Source organism: Streptomyces sp. ATCC 21386 (assembly GCF_018728545.1).
Taxonomy (GTDB): domain Bacteria; phylum Actinomycetota; class Actinomycetes; order Streptomycetales; family Streptomycetaceae; genus Streptomyces.
On the sequence record NZ_JAAVVL010000001.1, the window covers coordinates 327,367 to 349,594 of the forward strand.

Here is a 22,228-nt window from a genome sequence, read left to right on the forward strand (position 1 = left end):
ATCACGGTGAGCATCGACCCGTCCTCGATTCCGAACTTCGGGGGCCAGCCCGAGCCGCAGCCCGGCCCGCCGCCCGGCCCCGTGGTCCCGGATCAGGACCTCGTGAAGCAGCTCCTGGACCAGATGGAGCTGAAGTACGTCGTCGACGACGAGGGTGACCTCGCGGCGCCGTGGGAGGAATTCCGTACGTACTTCATGTTCCGTGGCGAGGGTGACCAGCAGGTCTTCTCGGTGCGCACGTTCTACGACCGCCCGCACCAGATCGACGAGAAGCCGGCCCTGCTGGAGACCATCGACGACTGGAACCGCCGCACCCTGTGGCCCAAGGTCTACAGCCACACCCACGACGACGGCACGGTCCGCCTCATCGGCGAGGCCCAGCTGCTGATCGGCACCGGCGTCAGCCTGGAGCACTTCGTCTCGTCGACGGTGAGCTGGGTGCGCGCCGCCATCGAGTTCGACAAGTGGCTCGTCGAGCAGCTCGGCCTGGCCGAGGACGTCGACGAGGCCGACAAGCCCAAGGACGACGAGGGCGACGCGTAGCCGCCCCGCCCGCTTCCGTGGCCACCGGCGGCCGACCGCCCCCGGTGGCCGTCCGGAGGCACGCCAGAACCCGGCCTTGAGCCGCTTCGCGGCCTCCGCGCGGTGGTCGTGGAAGGCGGCGTCGCAGGTAACCGCGTCGCCGAGCGCACCGCCGTCACCGGCTCGGACGCAACCGACACCCGGTGTGCCCCAGGGCGGTCCGGCCCGGCTCGTAGCCCTTGCCGCCGCTCGGTGGTGCGGCTCCGTCCGCCGTATCCTGACCGCACAAGGGAAGGAGCCGTTCATGACCGTCGACGCGATCGTGCACACCCAGTTCCCCAAGGGGTACACGGTCCTTTTCGGGGCCGACGGAAAGGTGATCATGACCCCGCAGAGCGAAGAGCACTCCAGCACCATCAGGTCGATGCAGATCGACTCCGCTCACGCTCTCGGCCGTCACGCAAAGGTCACCTCGGATGTCTACATCGACTTTCCCGCAGACGAGAACTCCGCCCCCGACCTGGCGATCCTGCGCGAGGACGCACGCAAGGAAGGCAAGCGGTACAGCTTCGACGACGTCCTGCTGATCTCCGAGGTCGTCTCGACCTCCTCCGCGCGCAAGGACTACGACGACTGCACTGCCAAGTACGGACGCTACGGCATCCCGATCTACCTGGTGGTCGACCCCTACGCGCAGGAAGTCGTCCTCCACACCCAGCCGACCGGCGCGGGTTACATCGCGGCACACACCCACAAGTACGGCACGGGCAAGCTCCCCATCCCCTTGGCGGACGGCCGCACCTTCACCCTGGACCTCGACGAGCTCCCGCGTCCGGACTGAGAGACCCGCGCTCACGCCGGTGGTCATGCATTTCCTTACGGCGTCGGCCGTACGGGACCTCCCCTGCTCGGCTTCCTGGTCTCCCGTCCCCGTGTATTGAGTATGGACATGACATGCTTCTGTCCTCTTGAATGCCAGCACAAGATCGGTGCCGTCCCCGGCGCCTCTCATGTGCCGCACCCCGGTGCCCGCCCCACGCGCGCCCGCGGGCATTTCCCCAGGAGACAGAAGACTGATGAGCCGGTTACGGCAGCACGTCCGAGGTTCCCGTCTCGCCACCGCCGGCATCGCCACCACCGCCACACTGCTGGCCGCCGCGCTCTCCCCGGCCGCCGACGCCGCCGACAGGCCGACGCGTGCCACCGCCCTCGACAACGCGGCGGCGGTCCTCGCCGACCGGGCCGCGGTCCTGGGCCTCACCTCCGCGCAGGACACCTCCGTGCGGGACGTGGTCGTGGACGAGGACGGCGCCCAGCACGTCCGGTACCACCGGACCTACCGCCAACTCCCCGTGCTCGGCGGCGACTTCGTCGTCCATCTGGCCCCCGACGGAACGTACCGCGGCGCGGACCGGGCGGCGGAAGCGGCGATCTCGCTGCCGAGCACCACCCCCAAGGTGCCGGCCCCCAAGGCGGCCGACGTCGCCGTGAACGCCCTGCGCTCGGCCAGGCCGGGCGAGACGCTGCGGCAGGTGAAGGCCAGACCCCGGCTCGTCGTCGACGCTCTGCACGGTGCTCCGAGACTGGCCTGGCGCACGAACGTCTCCGCCCTGGACCCGCTCGGCAACCCGGTCGCCCGCGCGGTGCTGTCCGACGCGCGCACCGGCGCCCGGATCGACGCCTGGGACACGATGGAGACGGCGACCGGCGACGGTCAGTCCCTGTACAGCGGCACCGTCCCGCTGGAGACGACGCTCTCGGGATCGACGTACCAGCTCAAGGACCCCACACGCGGCAACACCTACACCGGTGACGCGGCCGACAGGACGGACGTGTGCGGCGGCGGCACCTGCAGCAGCCGTGTCCCCCTGACCCTCTTCACGGACGACGACGACCACTGGGGCACGGGCACGACCGCCGACCGCTCGACAGTCGCCGTCGACGCCCAGTACGGCAGCGCCATGACCTGGGACTACTACAAGGACGTCCACGGCCGCAACGGCATCGCAGGCGACGGCAGGGGCTCGCACAACCGCGTCCACTACGGCAACAGATACTCGAACGCGTACTGGACCGACGACTGCTTCTGCATGACGTACGGCGACGGCAACGGCGTCCACTTCGGGCCGATGGTCGGCCTGGACGTGGCCGCCCACGAGATGTCCCACGGCGTGACCTCGAGAACCGCCGGGCTGGTCTACTCGGGCGAGTCCGGCGGTCTGAACGAGGCGACGTCCGACATCCTCGGAACGCTGGTCGAGTTCTACGCAGAGAACCCGAAGGATCCCGGCGACTACCTGATCGGTGAGAAGGTCGTCCGTTCCGGCCTGGGGCGCGACGCCCTGCGCTACATGGACAGGCCGAGCAGGGACGGCGGCTCCGCGGACCACTGGAGCGGTTCCGTCGCCAACCTCAGCGTCCACCACTCGTCCGGCGTCGCCAACCACTTCGCCTACCTCCTCGCGGAGGGCAGCGGCACCAAGACCATCAACGGGGTCACCTACAACTCCCCGACGTACAACGGCTCGACCGTCACGGGCATCGGCCGCGCCAAGCTCGGCGCGATCTGGTACCGCGCTCTGACCGTCTACATGACGTCCACGACCAACTACGCCGGCGCGCGGACTGCCACCCTGAACGCGGCCCGCGACCTCTACGGCGCGGGCAGCACGGAGTACGACACGGTCGCGGCGGCCTGGAGCGCGGTCAACGTGAACTGAGCGGCCGTCAACTGGCGGGACCGGCCGCGGTCAGCCCGCGAATGCCTTGCGCAGCCGTTCCGTCGCGTCTGTCAGCACCTCGATGCGCTTGCAGAACGCGAACCGTACGAACGGGGCGCCGGCCTCGCGGTGGTCGTAGAAGACGGCGTTCGGGATGGCGACCACGCCGGCGCGTTCGGGCAGGGCGCGGCAGAAGGCGAAGCCGTCCCTCTCGCCCAGGGGGCGGATGTCGGTGGTGACGAAATAGGTGCCCGCTGTGCGGAACACTCCGAACCCGGCGTCCGCGAGTCCCGCCGACAACAGGTCGCGCTTGGCCAGCATGTCCGCGCGGAACGCGTCGAAGTAGCTGTCCGGCAGGGCGAGGGCCTCGGCGACGGCGTACTGGAACGGCCCGGACGCCACATAGGTCAGGTACTGCTTCGCCGAGCGCACCGCCGTCACCAGCGCGGGCGCGGCCGTCACCCAGCCCACCTTCCACCCGGTGAACGAGAACGTCTTGCCCGCCGAGCCGATGGTGACCGTCCGCTCGCGCATCCCCGGGAACGACGCCAGCGGCAGGTGCTCGGCGTCGTCGAAGACCAGGTGCTCGTAGACCTCGTCCGTCACCACCAGCAGGTCCCGCTCCACCGCCAGCTCGGCGATCGCCGCCAGCTCCTGGCGGGTGAGGACCGTCCCGGTCGGGTTGTGCGGCGTGTTGATCAGCAGCAGCCGCGTCCGGTCGGTGACGGCGTCCCGCAGCTCGTCGAGGTCCAGCCGGAACCGCCGGCCCCCGTCTGCAGCGCCGGACCCCTCTCCCTGTTCGTCGGACGGCCGCAGCGTCACCGGTACGCGCGTCCCGCCCGCCATCGCGATGCAGGCCGCGTACGAGTCGTAGTACGGCTCCAGGGCGACCACCTCGTCCCCCGGCTCCAGCAGCCCGAGCAGGGCGGCCGCGATGGCCTCCGTGGCACCGGCGGTGACCAGCACCTCGGTGTCCTGGTCGAACGTCAGTCCGTACCGTCGCCGCTGGTGGTCGACGATCGAGGCCCGCAGCTCGGGCACGCCGGGGCCTGGCGGGTACTGGTTGCCCCGGCCGTTCCGCAGTGCCCGTACGGCGGCCTCGCGGATCTCCTCGGGCCCGTCCGTGTCCGGGAAGCCCTGTCCGAGGTTGATCGACCCGGTCCGCAGGGCGAGCGCCGACATCTCGGCGAAGATCGTCGTCCCGAACTCGGCGAGCCGCCGGTTGAGCGCGGGGCGAGGGGCGGGGCTGGAGCTGGAGGTCATGGCCGCCATCCTGCGCCGAAGCCCTGGAGTTCCTCAACCCGCGGTCGCAATGTGGCACCTGAGGTGTCGCTCCTCGCGCGGCCCCGCGCGCCGCCCGGCCGGGAAACCCCGGGCCGGGCGGCGTGCTTCCCGGGATCAGGCGGGCGGACCGTCGAAGGAGGACCACTCGGACCAGGCGTCGTCGGGGTGGGTGCTCACTTTCCACGAGGACACCGAACCGTTGTCGGTGCCGACCACGATCTGCGGGCGGCCGTCCGTCAGGGTGGCCACACCCACGCTGCGGGCCGACCCTGGCAGGCCGTTGAACTTCGTCCAGTCGGCCCAGGCGGCGCTCGCGTCGGTGGTCACCTTCCAGGTGCTCCACAGCTCGCCGCCTTCGGACACGGCGAAGATCTGCGGCCGTTCGTCCGTGAGCGGGGCCGCGGCCAGCGACACCACGCGGCCGTGGTCGAAGGGGAACGGCTGCCAGTCGGTCCAGCCGGCATCCGGGTGCTCGCTCTCCTTCCAGCGGGTGAACAGCCCGTGGTTGCTCCCCGCGAAGACCTGCGGACGACCGTCCGTGAGCCGAGCCGACGTCATGCTTCGAACAGACATATGATCCGTCTCCTTTTCAACGCCCAGGCAGGCGTGCACGTCCCTCCCCTCGGATCCAGCGTTCGTGCGACCACCCGGGACCGCAAGTCGGACGGCCCCCGACCGGCATGTCTGCGCAGGTCAGGAGGTGTTGACCCGAGAGAACCCTCTGAACTTGCTCAACTCGTCTTTGGCCGGTGGGACGCCCGGGCATCCCCACGTCACGCACGGCCCACGGGGGGTCCGTACGGGGAACGAAAGGCGGGTGCCGTCATGGATGGCTTCTTCATTCTCTTCCTGGGCGCGGCGGCCCTGATCGGTGTGCTGTCGTCGCTCGGCCGAGGCTCGCGGCGCAGCCGCAGCAGCTGGTGGGCGGACGGCGGACCGTCCCACCGGTCGTCCGGGAGCGGCAGCTGGTTCTCCTGCGGCGGTGGCTCGTCGTGCGGCGGGGGTGGCGGTTGCGGTGGCGGCAGCTGAGGACGCGCCGCCGCGCCCGAAGCTCTGGACTTGCTCAACTCGGCTTTGAGCGGTCACCGGCGGGGGCATCCCCGCCACACGCAAGTGAGCGAGGCACCCACGGGGGGTCGCTTCGGGGGACACACGCAAGGAAGAGGGGAGGGTGGGTCATGGCGGAAGTCGGTCTCATCCTGGTGCTCGGCGCCATCGGTCTGGCCATCGTCATCGCGGTCGTCCGGAGTTCCCGGCGACGCGGCCGGGGCGACAGCTGGTGGGCGAGCGGGGGCTCGTCCGGGGGATCCAGCGGTGCGTCGTGCGGAGGCGGTTCGTCGTGCGGCGGCGGGTCCTCCTGCGGTGGAGGCGGCGGCTGCGGTGGCGGCAGCTGACCGCGCGACGGCGCCCACGAAGGAAGTACGGCGACGGCGCCCACGAGGGAAGTACGGCGACGACATCGGGCGAGGCACCCACGGGGGGTCGCTTCGGGGGACTCAGGACAAGAGGGGAGGGGTGACGCCATGAACGCGATCGTGGTGATCGGCATCATCCTGGTGGTGGTCTGTGCGGTGACGGTGGTCGGCGTGGCCGTCAACCGCAGCAGGGCGAACGCGGCGCGTACGGCGGCAGGGCGCCGTCGGGCATCCGCCGGGGGCGGTAGCGCGTACCGCGGCAGCCGAAGCGACAGCGGTGCCCACAACAGCGGCTCCGACAACAGCTGGTGGGTGCTCGGGGCCGCGACCGTCGGCGACTCGGGATCGTCCCACTCCTCCGACGACCGCGGTTCGTCGTCCGGTGGTGGTGGCTCGTCCTGCGGCAGCAGCAGTGGTTCCTCGTGCGGAAGCAGTAGTGGCTCGTCCTGCGGTGGCGGGTCCTCCTGCGGAGGCGGCGGCGGGGGCGGATGCGGTGGAGGCAGCTGACACGGGGCAGCTGAGCTCCACGACACGAGCGCCCGCCGGGACGACCTCCCGGCGGGCGCTCGCGTGTCCGGGTCTGCTGTCCGGGTCTGTGTGTCCAGGTCTGTGTGTGTAGGTCCGCCATGAGGGGGCAGGCGCACCGATGTGGCGCTTCTTCACGCCTGAGTACGCCGGGTGGGCCCGGTTGTCCGGCAGGCGCTCCCCCGAGTTCGCGCGCCCGGCCGCGCGGGCGCGTGGGGAGCGCGTCGGACGACGGGGCGTACGCCTGGTTGAACAGTTGAGCTGGGCAGCCCTCGGGGGGATGGAAAGCACGTCAAGTTGGGTAAAAACGCTGTGGTGGCGCCACAGTTCATGATTCCCTATAAATCGCCAACGCAGCCCCCGGACGTCCCTCCCGGGCAGGCCTGACCTGGCTGACCGGACCGACCGGGACGTCGTCCTCACGTGACCTGGCTGACCGGGCCTCAGCTCCCGGTGCCGACCGGGGTGCGCCGGACCCACCTCCTCCTCTTCTTTGCGTCGCTGCGGAGCCGACCCATGCTCACGACCCTGAACACCGCCTACACCGACACGCGCGCGGCCGACCTCGCCTGGGCGCTGGGGCGCGAGCCGCTGCCCGCGCTCGCCACGCTCGATCTCGAACTGACGGGGGCAAAGCTGCAGTTGAGGCTGCTCGGCGCGTCCCACCAGGTTCTCCTGGAGGAGGAGCGGGGGAGCCACTGTTCGGAGACGGTCGCGTGCATCCCGGGATCCAGCACGCCGCTCCCGCTCGGGGTGGCCAAACGTGTGGGTGACTGGGAGTACGAGTTCGCCGCGCGCGTCGAGGTCTTGTCGCCGGGGTCCTTCGCGGGCCGGGCCCAGGAACTCCTGGCGCTCGTCTCCGACCATCCCCATGGGCTGGCCGGGGTCTTCCCCGGCAGCCCGCACGCCTTCACGGCGATGCTGGCGCAGCGTCACGAGGGGCAGGTGCACTGGCGTACGTGGCACGCGTATCCCCAGGACGGGCAACTGGTGGCCACGAGAACGAGGGTGGGGGTGAGGGCGCCGGTGCCGGTGCCTGCGGCGCTGTGACGGGTGCCTGATGGCTCGGGGGTTCGGGTTCGTCGCCGGGTGCGGCCCCGGTGGGGCTTCTCGCGCAGTTCCCCGCGCCCCTAGAAGATCAGGCCCTGCGGGCCTGAAAAGCACGGAACGCAGCCCCGGCTTTTCAGGGGCGCGGGGAACTGCGCGAGAAGCCCCACGCACCCGCAGCCGCCCATCCACCCGAACCCCCGAGCCACCAGGCACCCGGCCACGCGTCGCAGACCACCCGTGTGGGTGACCCAGCGCAGCGCGACCGTGACGGTAGCGTGCCAGGAGTGATCGAGCCGCACGCCCCCGCACCCCCCGGCGCCCCTCCCCCCTGGCGCGGCCCCGGCGGCCATGGCGGCCCCGGCGGCCCCGCCGCCCACGCGTGGCTCCCGGTCCGCCCGGGACTCGGCCGTTTCCTCGTCCTCGCCGGCGTGTTCGTCTGCGCCGCCTGCGGACTGGTGTACGAACTCGAACTCGTCGCCCTCGCCTCGTACTTGATCGGCGACTCCGTCACGCAGGCCTCCGTGGTCCTCTCGGTCATGGTCTTCGCCATGGGCATCGGCTCCCTCGGCGCCAAACGCCTCCGCCCCCGGGCGGCCCTCGGTTTCGGCGCCATCGAGGCCGCCCTCGCCCTCGTCGGGGGCTGCAGCGCCCTCGCGCTGTACGCCGCGTTCGCCTGGACCGGCGACTGGGGCGGCATGTGGGCGAGCGGCTCCCGCTACCTCCTCGTCGCCTTCTCCCTGGCCATCGGCCTGCTCATCGGCGCCGAGGTCCCGCTGCTGATGGAGCTGATCCAGCGCATCCGCCGCCAGGACGCGGGCGGCGCGGTCGCCGACCTGTTCGCGGCCGACTACGTGGGCGCGCTCGTCGGCGGCCTCGCCTTCCCCTTCCTCCTGCTGCCCTGGCTCGGCCAGTTGACCGGCGCCCTGCTCACCGGCACGGTCAACGTCCTGGTCGGCGGCGCGCTCGTCCTCGGTCTGTTCCACCGCGACCTGACCCGCCGCGCCCGCTGGCTCCTGCTGGTCACCAACCTCGCCGTGCTCGGCCTCCTCGCCACCGCCGCCGTACACGTGGACGACTTCGAACGCGCCGCCCGGCGCGCGGTGTACGGCAAGGACGTCCGCGTCGCGCTGCAGACCGGCCGACAGGAGATCGTCCTCACCGGCGGCCTGGACGGCAGCCCGCTCTCCCTGTACCTCGACGGCCGGCTGCGCATCAACGGTCGTGACGAACAGCGCTACCACCGGGCCCTCGTCCAGCCCGCGATGAACGCCGGACCGCACGCCCGCGTCCTCGTCCTCGGCGGCGGTGACGGCCTGGCCGCCCGCGAGGTGCTCCGCCACGACGGCGTACGCCATGTGGACATCGTCGAGATCGACCCGGGCGTGGTGCGCCTGGCCCGCACGGACCCGGCTCTCTCCACGCTCAACGGCCACGCCCACGACGACGACCGGGTACGCGTCCACACGGAGGACTCGTTTGCCTGGCTGCGCGGCGCCCGACCCGCCGAGCCGTACGACGTCGTGATCTCGGACCTCCCCGACCCCGGGATCACCGCGAGCACCAAGCTCTACTCGCAGGAGTTCTACGGGCTGGCCCGCGAGGTCCTGGCGGTCGACGGGCGCATGGTGGTGCACGCCGGGCCGGTGGCGTCCCGGCAGCAGGTGTTCTGGACCGTCGACGCGACCGTGCGCGCCGCCGGGCTGCGCACCACGCCCTACGGGGTCACGGCCGCCGACCTCGGCTTCGTCACCCGCCCCGACCGTACGGCCCACACCTCCCGCGCCCCGCACGACTGGGGCTTCGTCCTGGCGACCCGTCCCTCGCCCCACGACGGCCGCCGTCCGGGCCCGGACCTCGGCACCGGGGCGACGCGGCTCAGCGCCGCCGACGGGGTGCGGGACCTGCCGCCGTCGACGCTGGTGCACCCGAGGTACGCGGGCTGAGCCGTGGCCGGGGTGGAGGGGGCGGTGGGCGTGGTGGGGTGCATGGGTGTGTGTGGGGCCGCGTGGGCGGAACACGAGCAATAACGCGTATGTACGGGTGCGGTGCGGGGCCACGTGGGTAGGCTCGACTGCCATGGAGCATGAGGTGTTCGTTCCGGTTCCCGTCGGCCGCCTCCGGGAGGCGTTGTCCGACCCCGAGCGGGTGGCCCGGGCGGTCCCCGGGCTCCAGCAGGACGCGGGCACGCCGCCGGTCGCCGGGCGCCTGAAAGTACGGGTCGCGGGGCACACCATCACCTACCGGGGCACCCTGCGCGTCACGCCGCAGGAGGACGGCTCCTACGTCGTGGAGGGGGACGCCGCCGAGGCCCGGGGCTCCGGCACGGTGAAACTCACCCTGACCCTCCGCCTCGCCCCGGCCCCCGAGGGCACCACCCTGACCTGCGCGGCCACGGCCACCGCGACCGGCCGCATCACCGAGCTCCCGTCCGACTCGGTGACCTCGGCGACGACGCGTCTGCTGGACAGGTTCGCGGAGAACCTGGGGGCGGGGCCGACGGCCGAAGAGCAGCCCGCCGCACCCGAGACCAAGGACGAGGCCAAGGACGAGGCCAAGGACGGCGCCGAAGCCGAAGCCGAGGGCGGGGCCAAGGACGGGGCAGAAGGGGAGCCCGGTGCCAAGACCGAGGCCGAAGGCGAGCCCGGTGCCACCGCCGACGAGAAGTCCCCGGCGCCCGCCGGCGAGAAGTCCCCGACGCCCGCCGACGAAGAACCCCCGGTCCCCGCCGAGGGCGAGCCGTCGGCCTCCGTCTTCGAGACCGACGTCCCACCCTCGGCTCTGGACCCCTTCGGTGAGGGCGGCTTCGTCGCCGGGGACGAACCCCCGGCCGAGGCGGCGCACGCCCGCCGGACGATGATCGGCCGCAGCGCGGAGGAGGTGGACCACGCCCCGCCACGCGGCAGATACGCCCCGGTCCCGGCGCCGGAAACGGTCTCCGCGAGCGCTACGCTCCGCTGGGCGGCGCCTGCGGCGGCCCTGGCCGTGGCGTCGGCCATCATCGTGAGCCGAGCCCTGCGCAAACGCCGCTGACCGCACGCCACCGGGCTCTGCCCCATCCCGGGCCCAGCCCCTTCCTGTTCCCGGCCTCCTCCCGGCCCCCCCACGTCTCCGCGCCATACACCCCAGCGGCCCGCGCCCCGGCACCGTCGTCCGTAACTCCCCCGTCCCGTCAGACCAGTAGGGTCGAGGCGTGAGTAGTGAAGAGATCACGTTGGCCGCGGGTGACGCGGAGGTCGTGTTGGCGCCGGGGAACGGTGGCCGGGTCGCGGGGCTGCGCGTCGGTGGGGTCGAACTGCTGCGGCAGGGCGAGCGGTTCGGCTGCTTCCCGATGGTGCCGTGGTGCGGCCGCATCCGCGACGGACGTTTCCTCAGCGGCGGCACCGTCCAGCAGATGCCCCTCAACGCCCCGCCCAACGCCATCCACGGCACCACCCGCGAGGGCGCCTGGCGCGTCGCCCGGCACGACGCCACCGAGGCCGTCCTCACCTACGACCTGGTCGAACCCTGGCCCTACCCCGGCCGCGTCACCCAGGTGTTCACCCTCACCCCGGACGCCCTCACCCTCACCACGTCCGTGGAGGCGTACGACTCCTCCTTCCCGGCGCAGGTCGGCTGGCACCCCTGGTTCAACCGGTCCCTGGCGGGCGGTGGCGAGGACGTACGGATCGACTTCCACCCCGCCTGGCAGGAGGAGCGCGGCGCCGACCACCTCCCCACCGGCAACCGCGTCGACCCGAAGGCCGGCCCCTGGGACGACTGCTTCGGGATGCCCGACGGCGTCGACGTCACCCTGACCTGGCCGGACCGGCTGGAGCTGAAGGTGACTTCACGCGAGGAGTGGGTCGTGGTCTACGACGAGCAGGCGGAGGCCGTCTGCGTCGAACCGCAGACCGGCCCGCCCAACGGCCTCAACACCCACCCCCGGCTGGTCACCCCCATCGACCCGCTGGAGGCGAGCACGACCTGGACCTGGCGTCGCCTGTAAGCGGACACGCCTGTAAGCGGACATAAGGGCCCCCTTAAGCTGACTGCCATGACTGACGTGGACGTACGTGGATCTTTGCTGCAGCAGATCAAGGACAAGGCCGTGGTGCACGGCAAGGTGACCCTGTCGTCGGGTCTGGAGGCGGACTACTACGTCGACCTGCGCCGCGTCACCCTCGACGGCGAAGCCGCCCCGCTGGTCGGTCAGGTCCTCCTCGACCTGACCTCCGACCTCGACTTCGACGCGGTCGGCGGCCTCACGATGGGCGCCGACCCGGTCGCCGGCGCGATGCTGCACGCGGCCGCCGCCCGGGGCCGCACGCTAGACGCGTTCGTCGTCCGCAAGGCCGCCAAGGCGCACGGCCTGCAGCGCCGGGTGGAGGGCCCCGACATCAAGGGCCGTCGCGTCCTCGTCGTCGAGGACACCTCCACCACCGGCGGCTCCCCGCTCACCGCCGTCGAGGCCGTCCGCGAGGCCGGTGCCGAGGTCGTCGCCGTCGCCACGATCGTCGACCGTGCCACCGGCGCCGCCGAGAAGATCGAGCAGGGCGCCGGGGTCCCGTACCGGTTCGCGTTCTCGAAGGACGAACTGGGTCTCGACTGAGGCCGACCCGCCGGGCGGAACACCAAGGTCAGGGGTTACTCAACAGTTCCGGACACCCTGGCCGGAGCATCGGGCCCCGTCTGCAAGGATGGGGCCGACGATGATGTCGCAACCCTAGGTCAGGGACCGTAAGCACAACGCCACCCGCACATACAAGGAGCGGACCATGCCCATCGCAACCCCCGAGGTCTACAACGAGATGCTCGACCGGGCGAAGGCAGGCAAGTTCGCCTACCCGGCCATCAACGTGACCTCGACCCAGACGCTGCACGCCGCGCTGCGGGGCTTCGCGGAGGCGGAGAGCGACGGCATCGTCCAGATCTCGACCGGCGGTGCCGAGTTCCTGGGCGGTCAGTACAGCAAGGACATGGTGACGGGTTCCGTCGCCCTCGCCGAGTTCGCGCACATCGTGGCCGAGAAGTACCCCGTCACGGTCGCCCTGCACACCGACCACTGCCCGAAGGACAAGCTGGACGGCTACGTACGTCCGCTGCTGGCCGTGTCGGAGGAGCGGGTCAAGGCCGGTCGCAACCCGCTGTTCCAGTCGCACATGTGGGACGGCTCGGCGGAGACCCTCGCCGACAACCTCTCCATCGCGCAGGAACTCCTCGCCCGCGCCGCCGCCGCGAAGATCATCCTGGAGGTCGAGATCACCCCGACCGGTGGCGAGGAGGACGGCGTCTCCCACGAGATCAACGACTCCCTCTACACGACGGTCGACGACGCGATCCGCACCGCCGAGGCGCTCGGCCTGGGCGAGAAGGGCCGCTACCTGCTGGCCGCCTCCTTCGGCAACGTCCACGGCGTCTACAAGCCGGGCAACGTCGTCCTGCGCCCCGACCTCCTCAAGGAGCTGAACGAGGGCGTGGCCGCCCGCTTCGGCAAGGAGTCCCCGTTCGACTTCGTCTTCCACGGCGGCTCCGGCTCCACGGAGGAGGAGATCCGCACCGCGCTGGAGAACGGCGTCGTCAAGATGAACATCGACACCGACACGCAGTACGCCTTCACGCGTCCGGTCGCCGCGCACATGTTCCAGAACTACGACGGCGTCCTGAAGGTCGACGGCGAGGTCGGCAACAAGAAGACCTACGACCCCCGCACCTGGGGCAAGCTCGCCGAGGCGAGCATGGCCGCGCGTGTCGTCGAGGCGACGCAGAACCTGCGCTCGGCGGGTCAGAAGATCAAGTAAGCCCAGCCGCACACCTTCCTTCGTGCAGCGAGCCCGGTGCCACGGCGCCGGGCTCGCTGTATACCTGGACCCATGCCCGACATCCGGCTCTCCTCGCCCCAGGGCAAGTGGGTCCTGTTCACCACGATCCTCGGCTCCAGCATGGCGCTGCTGGACTCCACCGTCGTCAATGTCGCCCTTCCCCGGATGGGCGAGGACCTGGACGCGGATCTCGCGGCCCTCCAGTGGACCGTCAACGCCTACATGCTGACCCTCGCCGGTCTGATCCTGCTGGGCGGCGCTCTCGGCGACCGCTTCGGGCGGCGCAAGGTGTTCGTGATCGGCGTGGTGTGGTTCGCGGCGGCGTCCCTGCTGTGCGGTCTCGCGCCGAACGTCGGCGTCCTGATCGCGGCCCGCGCGCTGCAGGGCGTGGGCGGGGCTCTGCTCACCCCGGGCTCGCTGGCGCTCATCCAGGCCTCGTTCCACCCCGACGACCGCGCGCGGGCCGTCGGCCTGTGGTCCGGCTTCGGCGGCATCGGCGCGGCCGTCGGCCCGTTCCTGGGCGGCTGGCTGGTGGACGGCCCCGGCTGGCGCTGGGTCTTCCTGCTGAACGTCCCCCTGGCGCTCGTCTGCGTGCCCGTGGCCACCCGGCACGTCCCCGAGTCCGGCGACGGCCGGGCCCACGAGAACCGCTTCGACGTGCTGGGCGCCTGCCTCGGCGCGGCCTCGCTGGCGCTGGTGACCTACGCCCTGATCGAGGCGGGGGAGGGCTCCCTGGTGGTGACCGTCTCGGCCGTCGCCGGGGTCGCGGCGGGCGTGGCGTTCGTGTACGTCGAACGCGGCCGGCCCGACCCGATGATGCCGCCGGAGATCTTCGCCTCCCGCCAGTTCACGACGGTCAACCTGGTCACCCTGTGCGTGTACGCGGCCTTCGGCGGCTTCTTCTTCCTCGCCGCGCTCCAGCTCCAGGTGGTGTCGGGGTACTCGGCGCTGGGCGCGGGCACGGCCCTGCTCCCCATCACGGTGCTGATGCTCCTGCTCTCCTCCCGCGCGGGCGCCCTCGGCGAACGGATCGGCCCCCGGATCCCCCTCACCGTCGGCCCGCTGCTGTGCGCGGCGGGCATGCTGCTGGCGCTGCGGGTCGGGCCGGACGCGTCGTACGTCCTCGACGTCCTGCCCGCGCTGCTCGTGCTCGGCCTGGGCATGGTCACCCTGGTCGCGCCCCTGACCGCGACCGTCCTGGCCTCGGTGGACACCGAGCACGCGGGCCTGGCGAGCGGCATCAACAACGCGGCGGCCCGTGCGGCCGGCCTGGTCGCCGTGGCCGCGTTGCCGCTGATCGCGGGGATGGGGCCGGAGGCGTACCGGTCGGCGACCCAGTTCGACGAGGCGTTCGGCACGGCGATGATCGTCTGCGCCGCGACGCTGGTGGTGGGCGCGGTGCTGTCCTTCACCACGATCCGCCGCCCGGAGCCGGACTGCCGCCACCCCGAGTGCCGGACGCACTGCGGGGTGGTGTCACCGCCGTTGGAGGCGGGCCGGGCGGGGGATGAGCCAGACTGGAACCCATGACGATTCACCAGAACCTCCTCGGGGGCCCGCCCCCGACGCACCTCCCCGACGACCCGGAGCCCCGCGAACTCCTCGCGAACGGCACGCCCCCGGCCGACGTCGCGGCCAAGCACCCCACCTCGTCCCTCGCCTGGGCCCAGCTCGCCGACGACGCCTACGAGCGGGGCAGTGTCGTGGAGTCGTACGCCTACGCCCGTACGGGCTACCACCGCGGCCTGGACGCCCTGCGCCGCAACGGCTGGAAGGGGCACGGGCCCGTGCCCTGGGAGCACGAGCCGAATCGCGGCTTCCTGCGCGCCCTGCACGCCCTCGCCCGTGCCGCGGGGGACATCGGCGAGCAGGAGGAGTACGAGCGCTGCTCCCAGTTCCTGAAGGACTCCTCCCCGACGGCGGCGCAGACGCTGGGCTGAGGGGACACCCTGATCCGGTCGCTGAGCCGGCCGGAGGGTCGTTCGCGACAGGTCCGCCTGGTGTGACCAGGCGGACCTTGCGGTGCGGGGGTGGTATCGCCGACCATGCCGGTGGGGACCGGGGCCCCCGTGTCGGAATTCGGCAGGGGCGGACCGCTACCCGGAGTGCACAACAGGAGACAGCGATGTCCCAGCAGGCTCAGCCCCACGAGGCTTCGGAGCCCGAGACCCCGCATCTCGACTTCCAGGGCACGACCCCGTACGAGGACTACGTCCAGGCGGATGTCCTCACCCACCTCCAGCACCCCCTCTCCGACGACCCCGGCGAGATGGTCTTCCTGGTGACGACCCAGGTGATGGAGCTGTGGTTCACGGTCATCGTCCACGAGTGGGAGACCGCGACCACCGCGATCCGGAACGACGACGTGGCGAGGGCCAGGGACGCGCTGAAGCGTTCCGTGCGCGAGCTGGAGGCCCTGAACGCCTCCTGGCGCCCGCTCGCCCAGCTCACCCCCGCCCAGTTCAACTCCTACCGCGCCGCCCTCGGCGAGGGCTCCGGTTTCCAGTCGGCGATGTACCGCCGGATGGAGTTCCTGCTCGGCGAGAAGTCCGCCTCCATGCTCGTCCCGCACCGCGGCGCGCCCCGTGTCCACGCCGAACTGGAGAAGGCGCTGCACGAGCCGAGCCTCTACGACGAGGTCCTGCGGCTCCTGGCCCGGCGCGGCCACGCGATCCCCGAGTCCGTCCTGCGCCGTGACGTCTCCCAGCGCTACGAGCCGTCCCCCGAGGTCGAGGAGGCGTGGACCGCGCTGTACTCCGGCGATCCGGACCATGAACTCGCCCGCCTCGGCGAGGCGTTGACCGATGTCGCCGAGCTGGTGTGGCGCTGGCGCAACGACCACCTCGTCGCCACGCGCCGCGCGATGGGTGCCAAGGCCGGCACGGGTGGCTCCGCCGGTGTGGCCTGGCTGGAGAAGCGCGCCCGCAAGAACGTTTTCCCCGAGCTGTGGACGGCGCGCTCCCATGTCTGAACCGACCGCGCTCAGCGCTGAACTGATCTCCCTGGCAAGGGAGTTGGACAAGGCCGACGAACTGGCCTGCCTGCGCACCCGCTTCGTCCTCGACGACGCGGTGTACCTCGACGGCAACTCGCTCGGCGCGCTGCCGGTCGCGGTCCCCGGCCGGCTCGCGGACGTCCTGTACCGCGAGTGGGGCGAGCTGCGCATCCGTTCCTGGGACGAGAGCGGCTGGTGGACCGCGCCCGAACGCATAGGCGACCGTATCGCTCCGCTGGTGGGCGCGGCCCCCGGGCAGATCGTGGTGGGCGACTCCACGAGCGTGAACGTCTTCAAGGCGGTCGTGGCGGCGGTCCGGATGGCCGATGAGGACGAGGCCGCGCGGGAGGGCGCGACCGGTGGGACTGGTGGGACTGGTGGGGGAGGTGTCGGGCGTCGGGACGAGATCCTCGTCGACGCGACGACGTTCCCCACGGACGGCTACCTGGCCGAGTCCGCGGCCCGGATGACCGGCCGCACGCTCCGCCCGGTGACCCCGGCGGAGGTCCCGGCCGCCCTGAGCGACCGTACGGCCGCCGTCCTCCTCAACCACGTCGACTACCGCACGGGCCGCCTCCACGACCTCCCCGGCCTGACGGCGGCGGTCCACGAGGCCGGGGCGTACGCGGTCTGGGACCTCTGCCACAGCGCGGGCGCCCTCCCGGTCGGCCTCGACGAACACGGGGTCGACCTGGCGGTCGGCTGCACCTACAAGTACCTCAACGGCGGCCCCGGCTCACCGGCCTACCTCTACGTCCGCCGCGACCTCCAGCCCCGCTTCGACTCGCCCCTGCCCGGCTGGACCTCCCACACCGACCCCTTCGCCATGCGCCCGGCCTACGAGCCCGCGCCGGGTGCGGTACGGGGCCGGGTCGGCACGCCGGACATCCTGTCCATGCTGGCCCTGGAGGCGGCACTGGACGTCTGGTACGGCTGGGGCGGAGAGGGTGACGGGAAGGACCTGGGCCCGGCCCGGGAGGCCGAGGCGATGATCGAGTCGGTCCGCGCCAAGTCCCTCGCCCTGACGGACTTCTTCCTGCGCTGCGTGTCGGCGTATGTCCCGGAGGGCCGCGTGGAGTGCCTCACGCCGACGGCTCACGCGGAACGCGGCAGCCAGGTCGCCCTGCGCTGCGACGACGCCGGCGACATCATGAAGCGCCTCATCGCCCAGGGAGTCATAGGCGACTTCCGCCATCCCGACGTCCTCCGCTTCGGCTTCACCCCGCTGTACGTCAGCTTCACGGACGTGGAACGAGCGGCACGGGTGCTGGCGGAGACGCTGGAGGGGGCGGCGTAGCGAGCGAGCGGGGCGGGGGTGGGGTGAGGGGCCGGTCTCCGGCCCCTCACCCCACCCCCTGACCCCCCGTCACATCCCCGTGTCCGCGCACGTCACCCGCCTGATACCGTCCCCGCCAACGGCAGGCGCCCTTTCCCCGGTACCCGCCCACCCAAACCCTTCCAAATCCGTTCCCCCGAGAGGTGCCGCATGCCGGACGACGACGCCGCAGCCCGCGATGCCGCCGAAGAGGCATCCGCCTTCTCGCACCCCCCGGTCACCCCCGACGCGACCGCCCCCTACGGCGACCACCCCGACCAGGTGATCGACTTCTACGCCCCCCGGGGCGCGGTCACGGCCTCGGCCACCGCCCCCCTCGTCGTAGTCCTGCACGGCGGCGCCTGGCGAGCCCCGTACGACCGCCACCACATCACCCCGTTCGCGGACTTCCTCGCCCGCCACGGCTTCGCGGTGGCCAACGTCGAGTACAGAAGGGGCAGTTCACTCCCGGCCCAGACCGGCACCGACGGCACCCCCGCGCCGGTCGCGGGCCGCTGGCCGGAGACGTTCGACGACGTCGCCGCCGCCCTCGACGCCCTTCCGGACCTCGCGCGCGCGGCCCTGCCCCAGGCCGACCCCCGCCGCACGGTCCTCACCGGCCACTCCGCGGGCGGCCACCTCGCCCTGTGGGCCGCCGCCCGCCACGTACTGCCGCCCGACACCCCGTGGCGCAGCCCCCGCCCCGCCCCCCTGCGCGGCGTGGTGGCCCTCGCCCCGATCGCCGACTTCGCCGTGGCCGAGAAACTCGACGTCTGCGGCGGCGCGACCACCCAACTCCTCGGTGGCCAGGACAAGTTCGCGGACCGTCGCCCCTACGCCGACCCGGCCCTTCTGCTCCCGACCGGCATCGCCACCACCCTCGTGCAGGGCCGCTCGGACATCGTCGTGCCCCAGGCCGTCGCCGAGGCGTACGCCGACGCCGCGGCCAAGTCGGGGGAGGTCGTGGGCCTGACCCTGCTGGAGGAGGTGGGCCACTTCCCGCTCATCGACCCGGCGGCGGACGCCTGCGCGGTGGTGGTGGAGGAGATCGCCCAGCTGGCCTGGTGAACGACGGAGCCGAGCCCCCTCCCGGGCCCCCGCCCCCGCATTCGTACCCGTAGTACCTGAGACGGACCCGGACAGACCCTCCTCACTGGTGACGACGGCGCACCCGCCCTCCGCCTACCGTTTTCCACGTGACCGAGACGACCCAGACGCAGACGATGCCCTCACGCGGCGGGGGCAAGCTCAGCAGCCCGGAGTTCCGGGTGGCGATGGACGCGTGGCGCAGGCTGCGCCAGGACCTGATCCATGACGCGTTCGCCTACCGGCCGATGCCGCCCATGAAGATGGACGGCCTGTTCACCAGCAGGCTCTCCGGCCGCCTTCGCGAGTATGTGGCCTGGGCCCCGCACGCGGCGGTGGTGACGGCGGGCCTGCTCTCGATGACCATCGCCGCTTCCGCCACCGACGGCGACGGCATCGCGGCCCTGATCGCGGCCGCCTTCGCCCTGATCCCGATCCTGCTGACCATGGTCCGGCCCGTGGCCGCCTTCTGGGCATCCATGATCACCATCCCGCTGACCTCGGTCTCCAGCGACATGTGGGACGACTGGCCGTGGACGGCCGGCAGCTTCGCCACCCACCTCGTGGTGATGACGGTGGTGGCCCTGCGCAGCCGGCCGCGCATAGCCGCCTGGATGTGGGGGCTGACCGCGGCGTACGGGATGATCGTGGAAAGCACCCTCAGCGCCGGCCACTACGCGTCGAACACGGGCCCCCTGCTCGTCGTCTCCGCCATGTCCCTGCTGGCCGCCTCCGCGCTGACCATCCGACGCACGGCCCAGCGGGAGGTCACCGCCCAGCAGACGGTGACCGAGCACGAGCGCTCCCGGCGCACCCTCCTGGAGGAGCGCACCACGATCGCCCGCGAGCTGCACGACGTGGTCGCCCACCACATGTCGGTCGTCGCCATCCAGGCCGAGGCCGCGCCCTACCGCGTGGAGAACCCGCCGCCGGAGCTGGAGCAGGCCTTCGCCACGATCCGGGAGAACGCGGTGGCCGCGCTCACCGAACTGCGCCGCGTCCTCGGGGTGGTCCGCGCCGAGGACTACGAGGCCCCGGACGCCCCGCAGCCCACCCTGGCCGACCTCGACGGCCTGCTCGCCAATGTGCGCGAGGCCGGCCTCACGGTCGACAAGGTGGTCACCGGAGCGGTCCGCGAGCTTCCGCAGGGCGTGGAGCTGTCGGCGTACCGGATCGTGCAGGAGGCCCTCAGCAACACCCTGCGGCACGCACCCGGGGCGACGGCCCGCGTGGAGATCGGCTACGTCCTGGGCGGCCTCGGGCTGCGCGTGGTCAACGGCCCGCCCCCGGAGGTGAACCTGGTGAAGTCCACCCACGGCGCGGGCCACGGCCTCACCGGTATGCGGGAGCGCGTCACCATGCTGAACGGCGAGATGACGACGGGCGAGACGGCGGACGGAGGCTACGAGGTGACGGTGTTCCTTCCGGTGGCCGGCGCGAGCGAGGCCGACGCATGACCATCCGCGTGCTGATCGCCGACGACCAGATGATGGTCCGCGAGGGCTTCTCCGTGCTGCTCGGCGCGATGCCGGACATCGAGGTGGTCGGCGAGGCGGTGAACGGCCGGGACGCCGTCGACCGGGTCCGGGAGCTGTCGCCGGACGTCGTCCTGATGGACATCCGGATGCCCGAGCTGAACGGCATCGAGGCCACCCGGGAGATCGTCGCGTCGGACATCGGGGCGAAGGTGCTGGTGCTGACCACGTTCGACCTGGACGAGTACGTGTACCAGGCGCTGCGCGCGGGGGCCTCCGGTTTCCTCCTCAAGGACGCCTCGGCCCGCCAACTGGCCGACGGGGTAAGGGTGGTGGCCTCCGGTGAGGCACTCCTCGCGCCGTCCGTCACCAAGCGGCTGATCACGGAGTTCTCCAAGCTGGCCCAGGCCCCCCGCCCCTCGGCGGCCGCCCAGCTGGCGTACGGCGAGCTCACCGACCGGGAGACCGAGGTCCTGGTCCTGATCGCCCACGGCCTGTCGAACTCGGAGATCGCGGAGCGCCTGGTGGTCGCCGAGTCCACGATCAAGACCCATGTGAGCCGGATCCTGGTCAAGCTGGGGCTGCGCGACCGGACACAGGCGGCGGTGTTCGCCTACGAGGCCCGGCTGGTCACCCCCGGCTGACGGGACTCCGGCTGACGGGACTCCGGCTGACCGGACTCCGGCCGGTAGGGCTCCGAAGGCGGCTTTGGCGAGGTCACGCGCCGGTTCCCCCTGTTCATCCGCACCGATCACGGGTTAGCGTCCGGTCATGGCACGTGCTTCCGACCCCGCTTCCGGTCCCGCTTCCGACCTCGCCTTCGACCCGTGGGACCCCGACTTCGTGGCCGACCCCTACCCGGCCTACGCGGAACTGCGGGCCCTGGGCCGGGTGCGGTACTTCGAGCCCACGAACCAGTGGCTCGTCCCGCACCACGCGGACGTCTCCGCGCTGCTGCGGGACCGGCGGCTCGGGCGGACGTACCAGCACAGGTTCACGCACGAGGACTTCGGCCGCACCGCCCCGCCCGCGGAGCACGAGCCGTTCCACACCCTGAACGACCACGGGATGCTCGACCTGGAGCCCCCGGACCACACCCGGATCCGGCGGCTGGTCTCGAAGGCGTTCACCCCGCGCACGGTGGAGCAGCTGAAGCCGTACGTGCGGGAGCTGGCCGGTGAGCTGGTGGCCGCGCTGGTGGAGGACGGCGGCGGCGACCTGCTGGCGGACGTCGCGGAGCCGCTGCCGGTGGCGGTGATCGCCGAGATGCTGGGCATCCCCGAGTCGGACCGGGCGCAGCTGCGGCCCTGGTCGGCGGACATCTGCGGGATGTACGAGCTGAGCCCGTCGGAGGAGACGGCGAAGCGGGCGGTGCGCGCGTCCGTGGAGTTCTCGGAGTATCTGCGGGACCTGATCGCGCACCGCAGGGCGGAGCCGGGCGAGGACCTGATCTCGGGCCTGATCGCCGCGTACGACGAGGGCGACCGGCTCACCGAGCAGGAGATGATCTCGACCTGCGTGCTCCTGCTGAACGCGGGCCACGAGGCCACGGTGAACGCCACGGTCAACGGCTGGTGGGCACTGTTCCGCAACCCCGACCAGCTGGCGGCCCTGCGCGCGGACCACTCGCTGGTGCCGACGGCGGTGGAGGAGCTGATGCGGTACGACACCCCGCTGCAGCTGTTCGAGCGCTGGGTGCTGGACGACATCGAGATCGACGGGACGACGGTCCCCCGGGGCGCGGAGATCGCGATGCTGTTCGGCTCGGCGAACCACGACCCGGCCGTGTTCGCCGACCCGGAGAAGCTGGACCTCACCCGCCGGGAGAACCCGCACATCTCCTTCAGCGCGGGCATCCACTACTGCATCGGCGCGCCCCTCGCCCGTATCGAACTCGCGGCCTCGATGACGGCGCTCCTGGAGCAGGCCCCCACCCTCGCCCTCGCCACCGAGCCGACCCGCAAGCCGAACTTCGTGATCCGGGGCCTGGACGGCCTGGCGGTCGAGATCTGAGGGCCCTCCGGGCGCGCCCCGCCTCAGCGG

General features: G+C 72.0%; 22 protein-coding genes. 20 read left to right on the top strand and 2 right to left on the bottom strand.

The window, feature by feature from the left end:
• Positions 1 to 6: 6 nt before the first annotated feature.
• The 3 genes from GWK25_RS01520 (at position 7) to GWK25_RS01530 (ending at position 3,242) form a co-directional block, all read left to right on the top strand.
• On the top strand, positions 7 to 543 hold the full coding sequence (locus GWK25_RS01520; protein ID WP_184905588.1) for a YbjN domain-containing protein: 537 nt from the start codon (positions 7 to 9) through the stop codon (positions 541 to 543).
• A 283-nt stretch (positions 544 to 826) separates the two neighbouring features.
• On the top strand, positions 827 to 1,363 hold the full coding sequence (locus tag GWK25_RS01525) for a Uma2 family endonuclease (RefSeq protein WP_215448106.1): 537 nt from the start codon (positions 827 to 829) through the stop codon (positions 1,361 to 1,363).
• Between the two features lie 235 nt (positions 1,364 to 1,598).
• A complete protein-coding gene (locus tag GWK25_RS01530; RefSeq protein WP_215448108.1) occupies positions 1,599 to 3,242 on the top strand; it encodes a M4 family metallopeptidase in 1,644 nt (547 codons plus the stop codon).
• 30 nt (positions 3,243 to 3,272) lie between these two features.
• Here the strand turns inward: GWK25_RS01530 and GWK25_RS01535 are convergent, their stop codons facing one another.
• Positions 3,273 to 4,514: a pyridoxal phosphate-dependent aminotransferase gene (locus GWK25_RS01535; RefSeq protein WP_215448110.1), complete on the bottom strand. Its 1,242-nt coding sequence runs from the start codon at positions 4,512 to 4,514 to the stop codon at positions 3,273 to 3,275.
• Positions 4,515 to 4,640: 126 nt separating this feature from the next.
• Positions 4,641 to 5,099 (bottom strand): hypothetical protein, encoded by a 459-nt coding sequence (locus GWK25_RS01540; RefSeq protein WP_215448113.1) that lies wholly within the window; start codon positions 5,097 to 5,099, stop codon positions 4,641 to 4,643.
• 252 nt (positions 5,100 to 5,351) lie between these two features.
• Between GWK25_RS01540 and GWK25_RS01545 the strand changes: the two genes are divergently transcribed.
• The 17 genes from GWK25_RS01545 to GWK25_RS01625 all read left to right on the top strand — a co-directional run bounded on the left by GWK25_RS01545 (position 5,352) and on the right by GWK25_RS01625 (position 22,198).
• On the top strand, positions 5,352 to 5,555 hold the full coding sequence (locus GWK25_RS01545) for a hypothetical protein (protein ID WP_215448116.1): 204 nt from the start codon (positions 5,352 to 5,354) through the stop codon (positions 5,553 to 5,555).
• 149 nt (positions 5,556 to 5,704) lie between these two features.
• Positions 5,705 to 5,920 (top strand): hypothetical protein, encoded by a 216-nt coding sequence (locus GWK25_RS01550; RefSeq protein ID WP_215448119.1) that lies wholly within the window; start codon positions 5,705 to 5,707, stop codon positions 5,918 to 5,920.
• Positions 5,921 to 6,049: 129 nt separating this feature from the next.
• Positions 6,050 to 6,448 carry a hypothetical protein gene (locus GWK25_RS43140; protein WP_251828653.1) on the top strand — a complete coding sequence of 133 codons (399 nt, stop codon included), beginning with the start codon at positions 6,050 to 6,052 and terminating at the stop codon, positions 6,446 to 6,448.
• Positions 6,449 to 6,982: 534 nt separating this feature from the next.
• On the top strand, positions 6,983 to 7,516 hold the full coding sequence (locus tag GWK25_RS01560; protein WP_215448122.1) for a DUF2617 family protein: 534 nt from the start codon (positions 6,983 to 6,985) through the stop codon (positions 7,514 to 7,516).
• Between the two features lie 284 nt (positions 7,517 to 7,800).
• The gene (locus tag GWK25_RS01565; protein ID WP_215448125.1) at positions 7,801 to 9,459 is read left to right on the top strand and encodes a polyamine aminopropyltransferase; all 1,659 of its coding nucleotides are present in this window, start codon (positions 7,801 to 7,803) and stop codon (positions 9,457 to 9,459) included.
• Between the two features lie 133 nt (positions 9,460 to 9,592).
• Positions 9,593 to 10,546 carry an SRPBCC family protein gene (locus GWK25_RS01570; RefSeq protein WP_215448126.1) on the top strand — a complete coding sequence of 318 codons (954 nt, stop codon included), beginning with the start codon at positions 9,593 to 9,595 and terminating at the stop codon, positions 10,544 to 10,546.
• Positions 10,547 to 10,706: 160 nt separating this feature from the next.
• Positions 10,707 to 11,501, top strand: coding sequence for an aldose 1-epimerase (locus GWK25_RS01575; RefSeq protein WP_215448129.1), 795 nt, complete (start codon positions 10,707 to 10,709; stop codon positions 11,499 to 11,501).
• Positions 11,502 to 11,549: 48 nt separating this feature from the next.
• Positions 11,550 to 12,104, top strand: a complete 555-nt coding sequence (gene pyrE / locus GWK25_RS01580) for an orotate phosphoribosyltransferase (protein ID WP_215448132.1) — start codon at positions 11,550 to 11,552, stop codon at positions 12,102 to 12,104.
• Between the two features lie 166 nt (positions 12,105 to 12,270).
• Positions 12,271 to 13,293: a class II fructose-bisphosphate aldolase gene (gene fbaA, locus GWK25_RS01585; protein WP_033524532.1), complete on the top strand. Its 1,023-nt coding sequence runs from the start codon at positions 12,271 to 12,273 to the stop codon at positions 13,291 to 13,293.
• Between the two features lie 72 nt (positions 13,294 to 13,365).
• On the top strand, positions 13,366 to 14,844 hold the full coding sequence (locus GWK25_RS01590; RefSeq protein WP_215448134.1) for an MFS transporter: 1,479 nt from the start codon (positions 13,366 to 13,368) through the stop codon (positions 14,842 to 14,844).
• Positions 14,841 to 15,254, top strand: coding sequence for a DUF3151 domain-containing protein (locus GWK25_RS01595; RefSeq protein WP_215448136.1), 414 nt, complete (start codon positions 14,841 to 14,843; stop codon positions 15,252 to 15,254). Before GWK25_RS01590 ends, GWK25_RS01595 begins: the two co-directional genes overlap by 4 nt.
• Positions 15,255 to 15,439: 185 nt before the next feature.
• Entirely contained in the window at positions 15,440 to 16,285 is an 846-nt protein-coding gene (locus GWK25_RS01600) for a tryptophan 2,3-dioxygenase family protein (RefSeq protein ID WP_215448138.1), read from the top strand.
• Positions 16,278 to 17,606, top strand: coding sequence for a kynureninase (locus GWK25_RS01605; protein WP_215448139.1), 1,329 nt, complete (start codon positions 16,278 to 16,280; stop codon positions 17,604 to 17,606). Before GWK25_RS01600 ends, GWK25_RS01605 begins: the two co-directional genes overlap by 8 nt.
• A gap of 189 nt (positions 17,607 to 17,795) precedes the next feature.
• Positions 17,796 to 18,692, top strand: a complete 897-nt coding sequence (locus tag GWK25_RS01610) for an alpha/beta hydrolase (RefSeq protein WP_215448140.1) — start codon at positions 17,796 to 17,798, stop codon at positions 18,690 to 18,692.
• 128 nt (positions 18,693 to 18,820) lie between these two features.
• Positions 18,821 to 20,167 (top strand): histidine kinase, encoded by a 1,347-nt coding sequence (locus GWK25_RS01615; RefSeq protein ID WP_215448142.1) that lies wholly within the window; start codon positions 18,821 to 18,823, stop codon positions 20,165 to 20,167.
• Positions 20,164 to 20,829, top strand: a complete 666-nt coding sequence (locus GWK25_RS01620; RefSeq protein ID WP_215448144.1) for a response regulator transcription factor — start codon at positions 20,164 to 20,166, stop codon at positions 20,827 to 20,829. Before GWK25_RS01615 ends, GWK25_RS01620 begins: the two co-directional genes overlap by 4 nt.
• A gap of 127 nt (positions 20,830 to 20,956) precedes the next feature.
• Positions 20,957 to 22,198 carry a cytochrome P450 gene (locus GWK25_RS01625; protein ID WP_215448147.1) on the top strand — a complete coding sequence of 414 codons (1,242 nt, stop codon included), beginning with the start codon at positions 20,957 to 20,959 and terminating at the stop codon, positions 22,196 to 22,198.
• The last annotated feature ends 30 nt before the right edge of the window (positions 22,199 to 22,228 follow it).

What these genes read in the sequence shown, in the direction of transcription:
- GWK25_RS01525 (WP_215448106.1), top strand. Translation starts at nt 827, where the DNA reads ATGACCGTCGACGCGATCGTGCACACCCAGTTCCCCAAGGGGTACACG.
- GWK25_RS01530 (WP_215448108.1), top strand. Translation starts at nt 1,599, where the DNA reads ATGAGCCGGTTACGGCAGCACGTCCGAGGTTCCCGTCTCGCCACCGCC.
- GWK25_RS01535 (WP_215448110.1), bottom strand. Translation starts at nt 4,514, where the DNA reads ATGGCGGCCATGACCTCCAGCTCCAGCCCCGCCCCTCGCCCCGCGCTC.
- GWK25_RS01540 (WP_215448113.1), bottom strand. Translation starts at nt 5,099, where the DNA reads ATGTCTGTTCGAAGCATGACGTCGGCTCGGCTCACGGACGGTCGTCCG.
- GWK25_RS01545 (WP_215448116.1), top strand. Translation starts at nt 5,352, where the DNA reads ATGGATGGCTTCTTCATTCTCTTCCTGGGCGCGGCGGCCCTGATCGGT.
- GWK25_RS01550 (WP_215448119.1), top strand. Translation starts at nt 5,705, where the DNA reads ATGGCGGAAGTCGGTCTCATCCTGGTGCTCGGCGCCATCGGTCTGGCC.
- GWK25_RS43140 (WP_251828653.1), top strand. Translation starts at nt 6,050, where the DNA reads ATGAACGCGATCGTGGTGATCGGCATCATCCTGGTGGTGGTCTGTGCG.
- GWK25_RS01560 (WP_215448122.1), top strand. Translation starts at nt 6,983, where the DNA reads ATGCTCACGACCCTGAACACCGCCTACACCGACACGCGCGCGGCCGAC.
- GWK25_RS01570 (WP_215448126.1), top strand. Translation starts at nt 9,593, where the DNA reads ATGGAGCATGAGGTGTTCGTTCCGGTTCCCGTCGGCCGCCTCCGGGAG.
- pyrE (WP_215448132.1), top strand. Translation starts at nt 11,550, where the DNA reads ATGACTGACGTGGACGTACGTGGATCTTTGCTGCAGCAGATCAAGGAC.
- fbaA (WP_033524532.1), top strand. Translation starts at nt 12,271, where the DNA reads ATGCCCATCGCAACCCCCGAGGTCTACAACGAGATGCTCGACCGGGCG.
- GWK25_RS01590 (WP_215448134.1), top strand. Translation starts at nt 13,366, where the DNA reads ATGCCCGACATCCGGCTCTCCTCGCCCCAGGGCAAGTGGGTCCTGTTC.
- GWK25_RS01595 (WP_215448136.1), top strand. Translation starts at nt 14,841, where the DNA reads ATGACGATTCACCAGAACCTCCTCGGGGGCCCGCCCCCGACGCACCTC.
- GWK25_RS01600 (WP_215448138.1), top strand. Translation starts at nt 15,440, where the DNA reads ATGTCCCAGCAGGCTCAGCCCCACGAGGCTTCGGAGCCCGAGACCCCG.
- GWK25_RS01605 (WP_215448139.1), top strand. Translation starts at nt 16,278, where the DNA reads ATGTCTGAACCGACCGCGCTCAGCGCTGAACTGATCTCCCTGGCAAGG.
- GWK25_RS01610 (WP_215448140.1), top strand. Translation starts at nt 17,796, where the DNA reads ATGCCGGACGACGACGCCGCAGCCCGCGATGCCGCCGAAGAGGCATCC.
- GWK25_RS01620 (WP_215448144.1), top strand. Translation starts at nt 20,164, where the DNA reads ATGACCATCCGCGTGCTGATCGCCGACGACCAGATGATGGTCCGCGAG.
- GWK25_RS01625 (WP_215448147.1), top strand. Translation starts at nt 20,957, where the DNA reads ATGGCACGTGCTTCCGACCCCGCTTCCGGTCCCGCTTCCGACCTCGCC.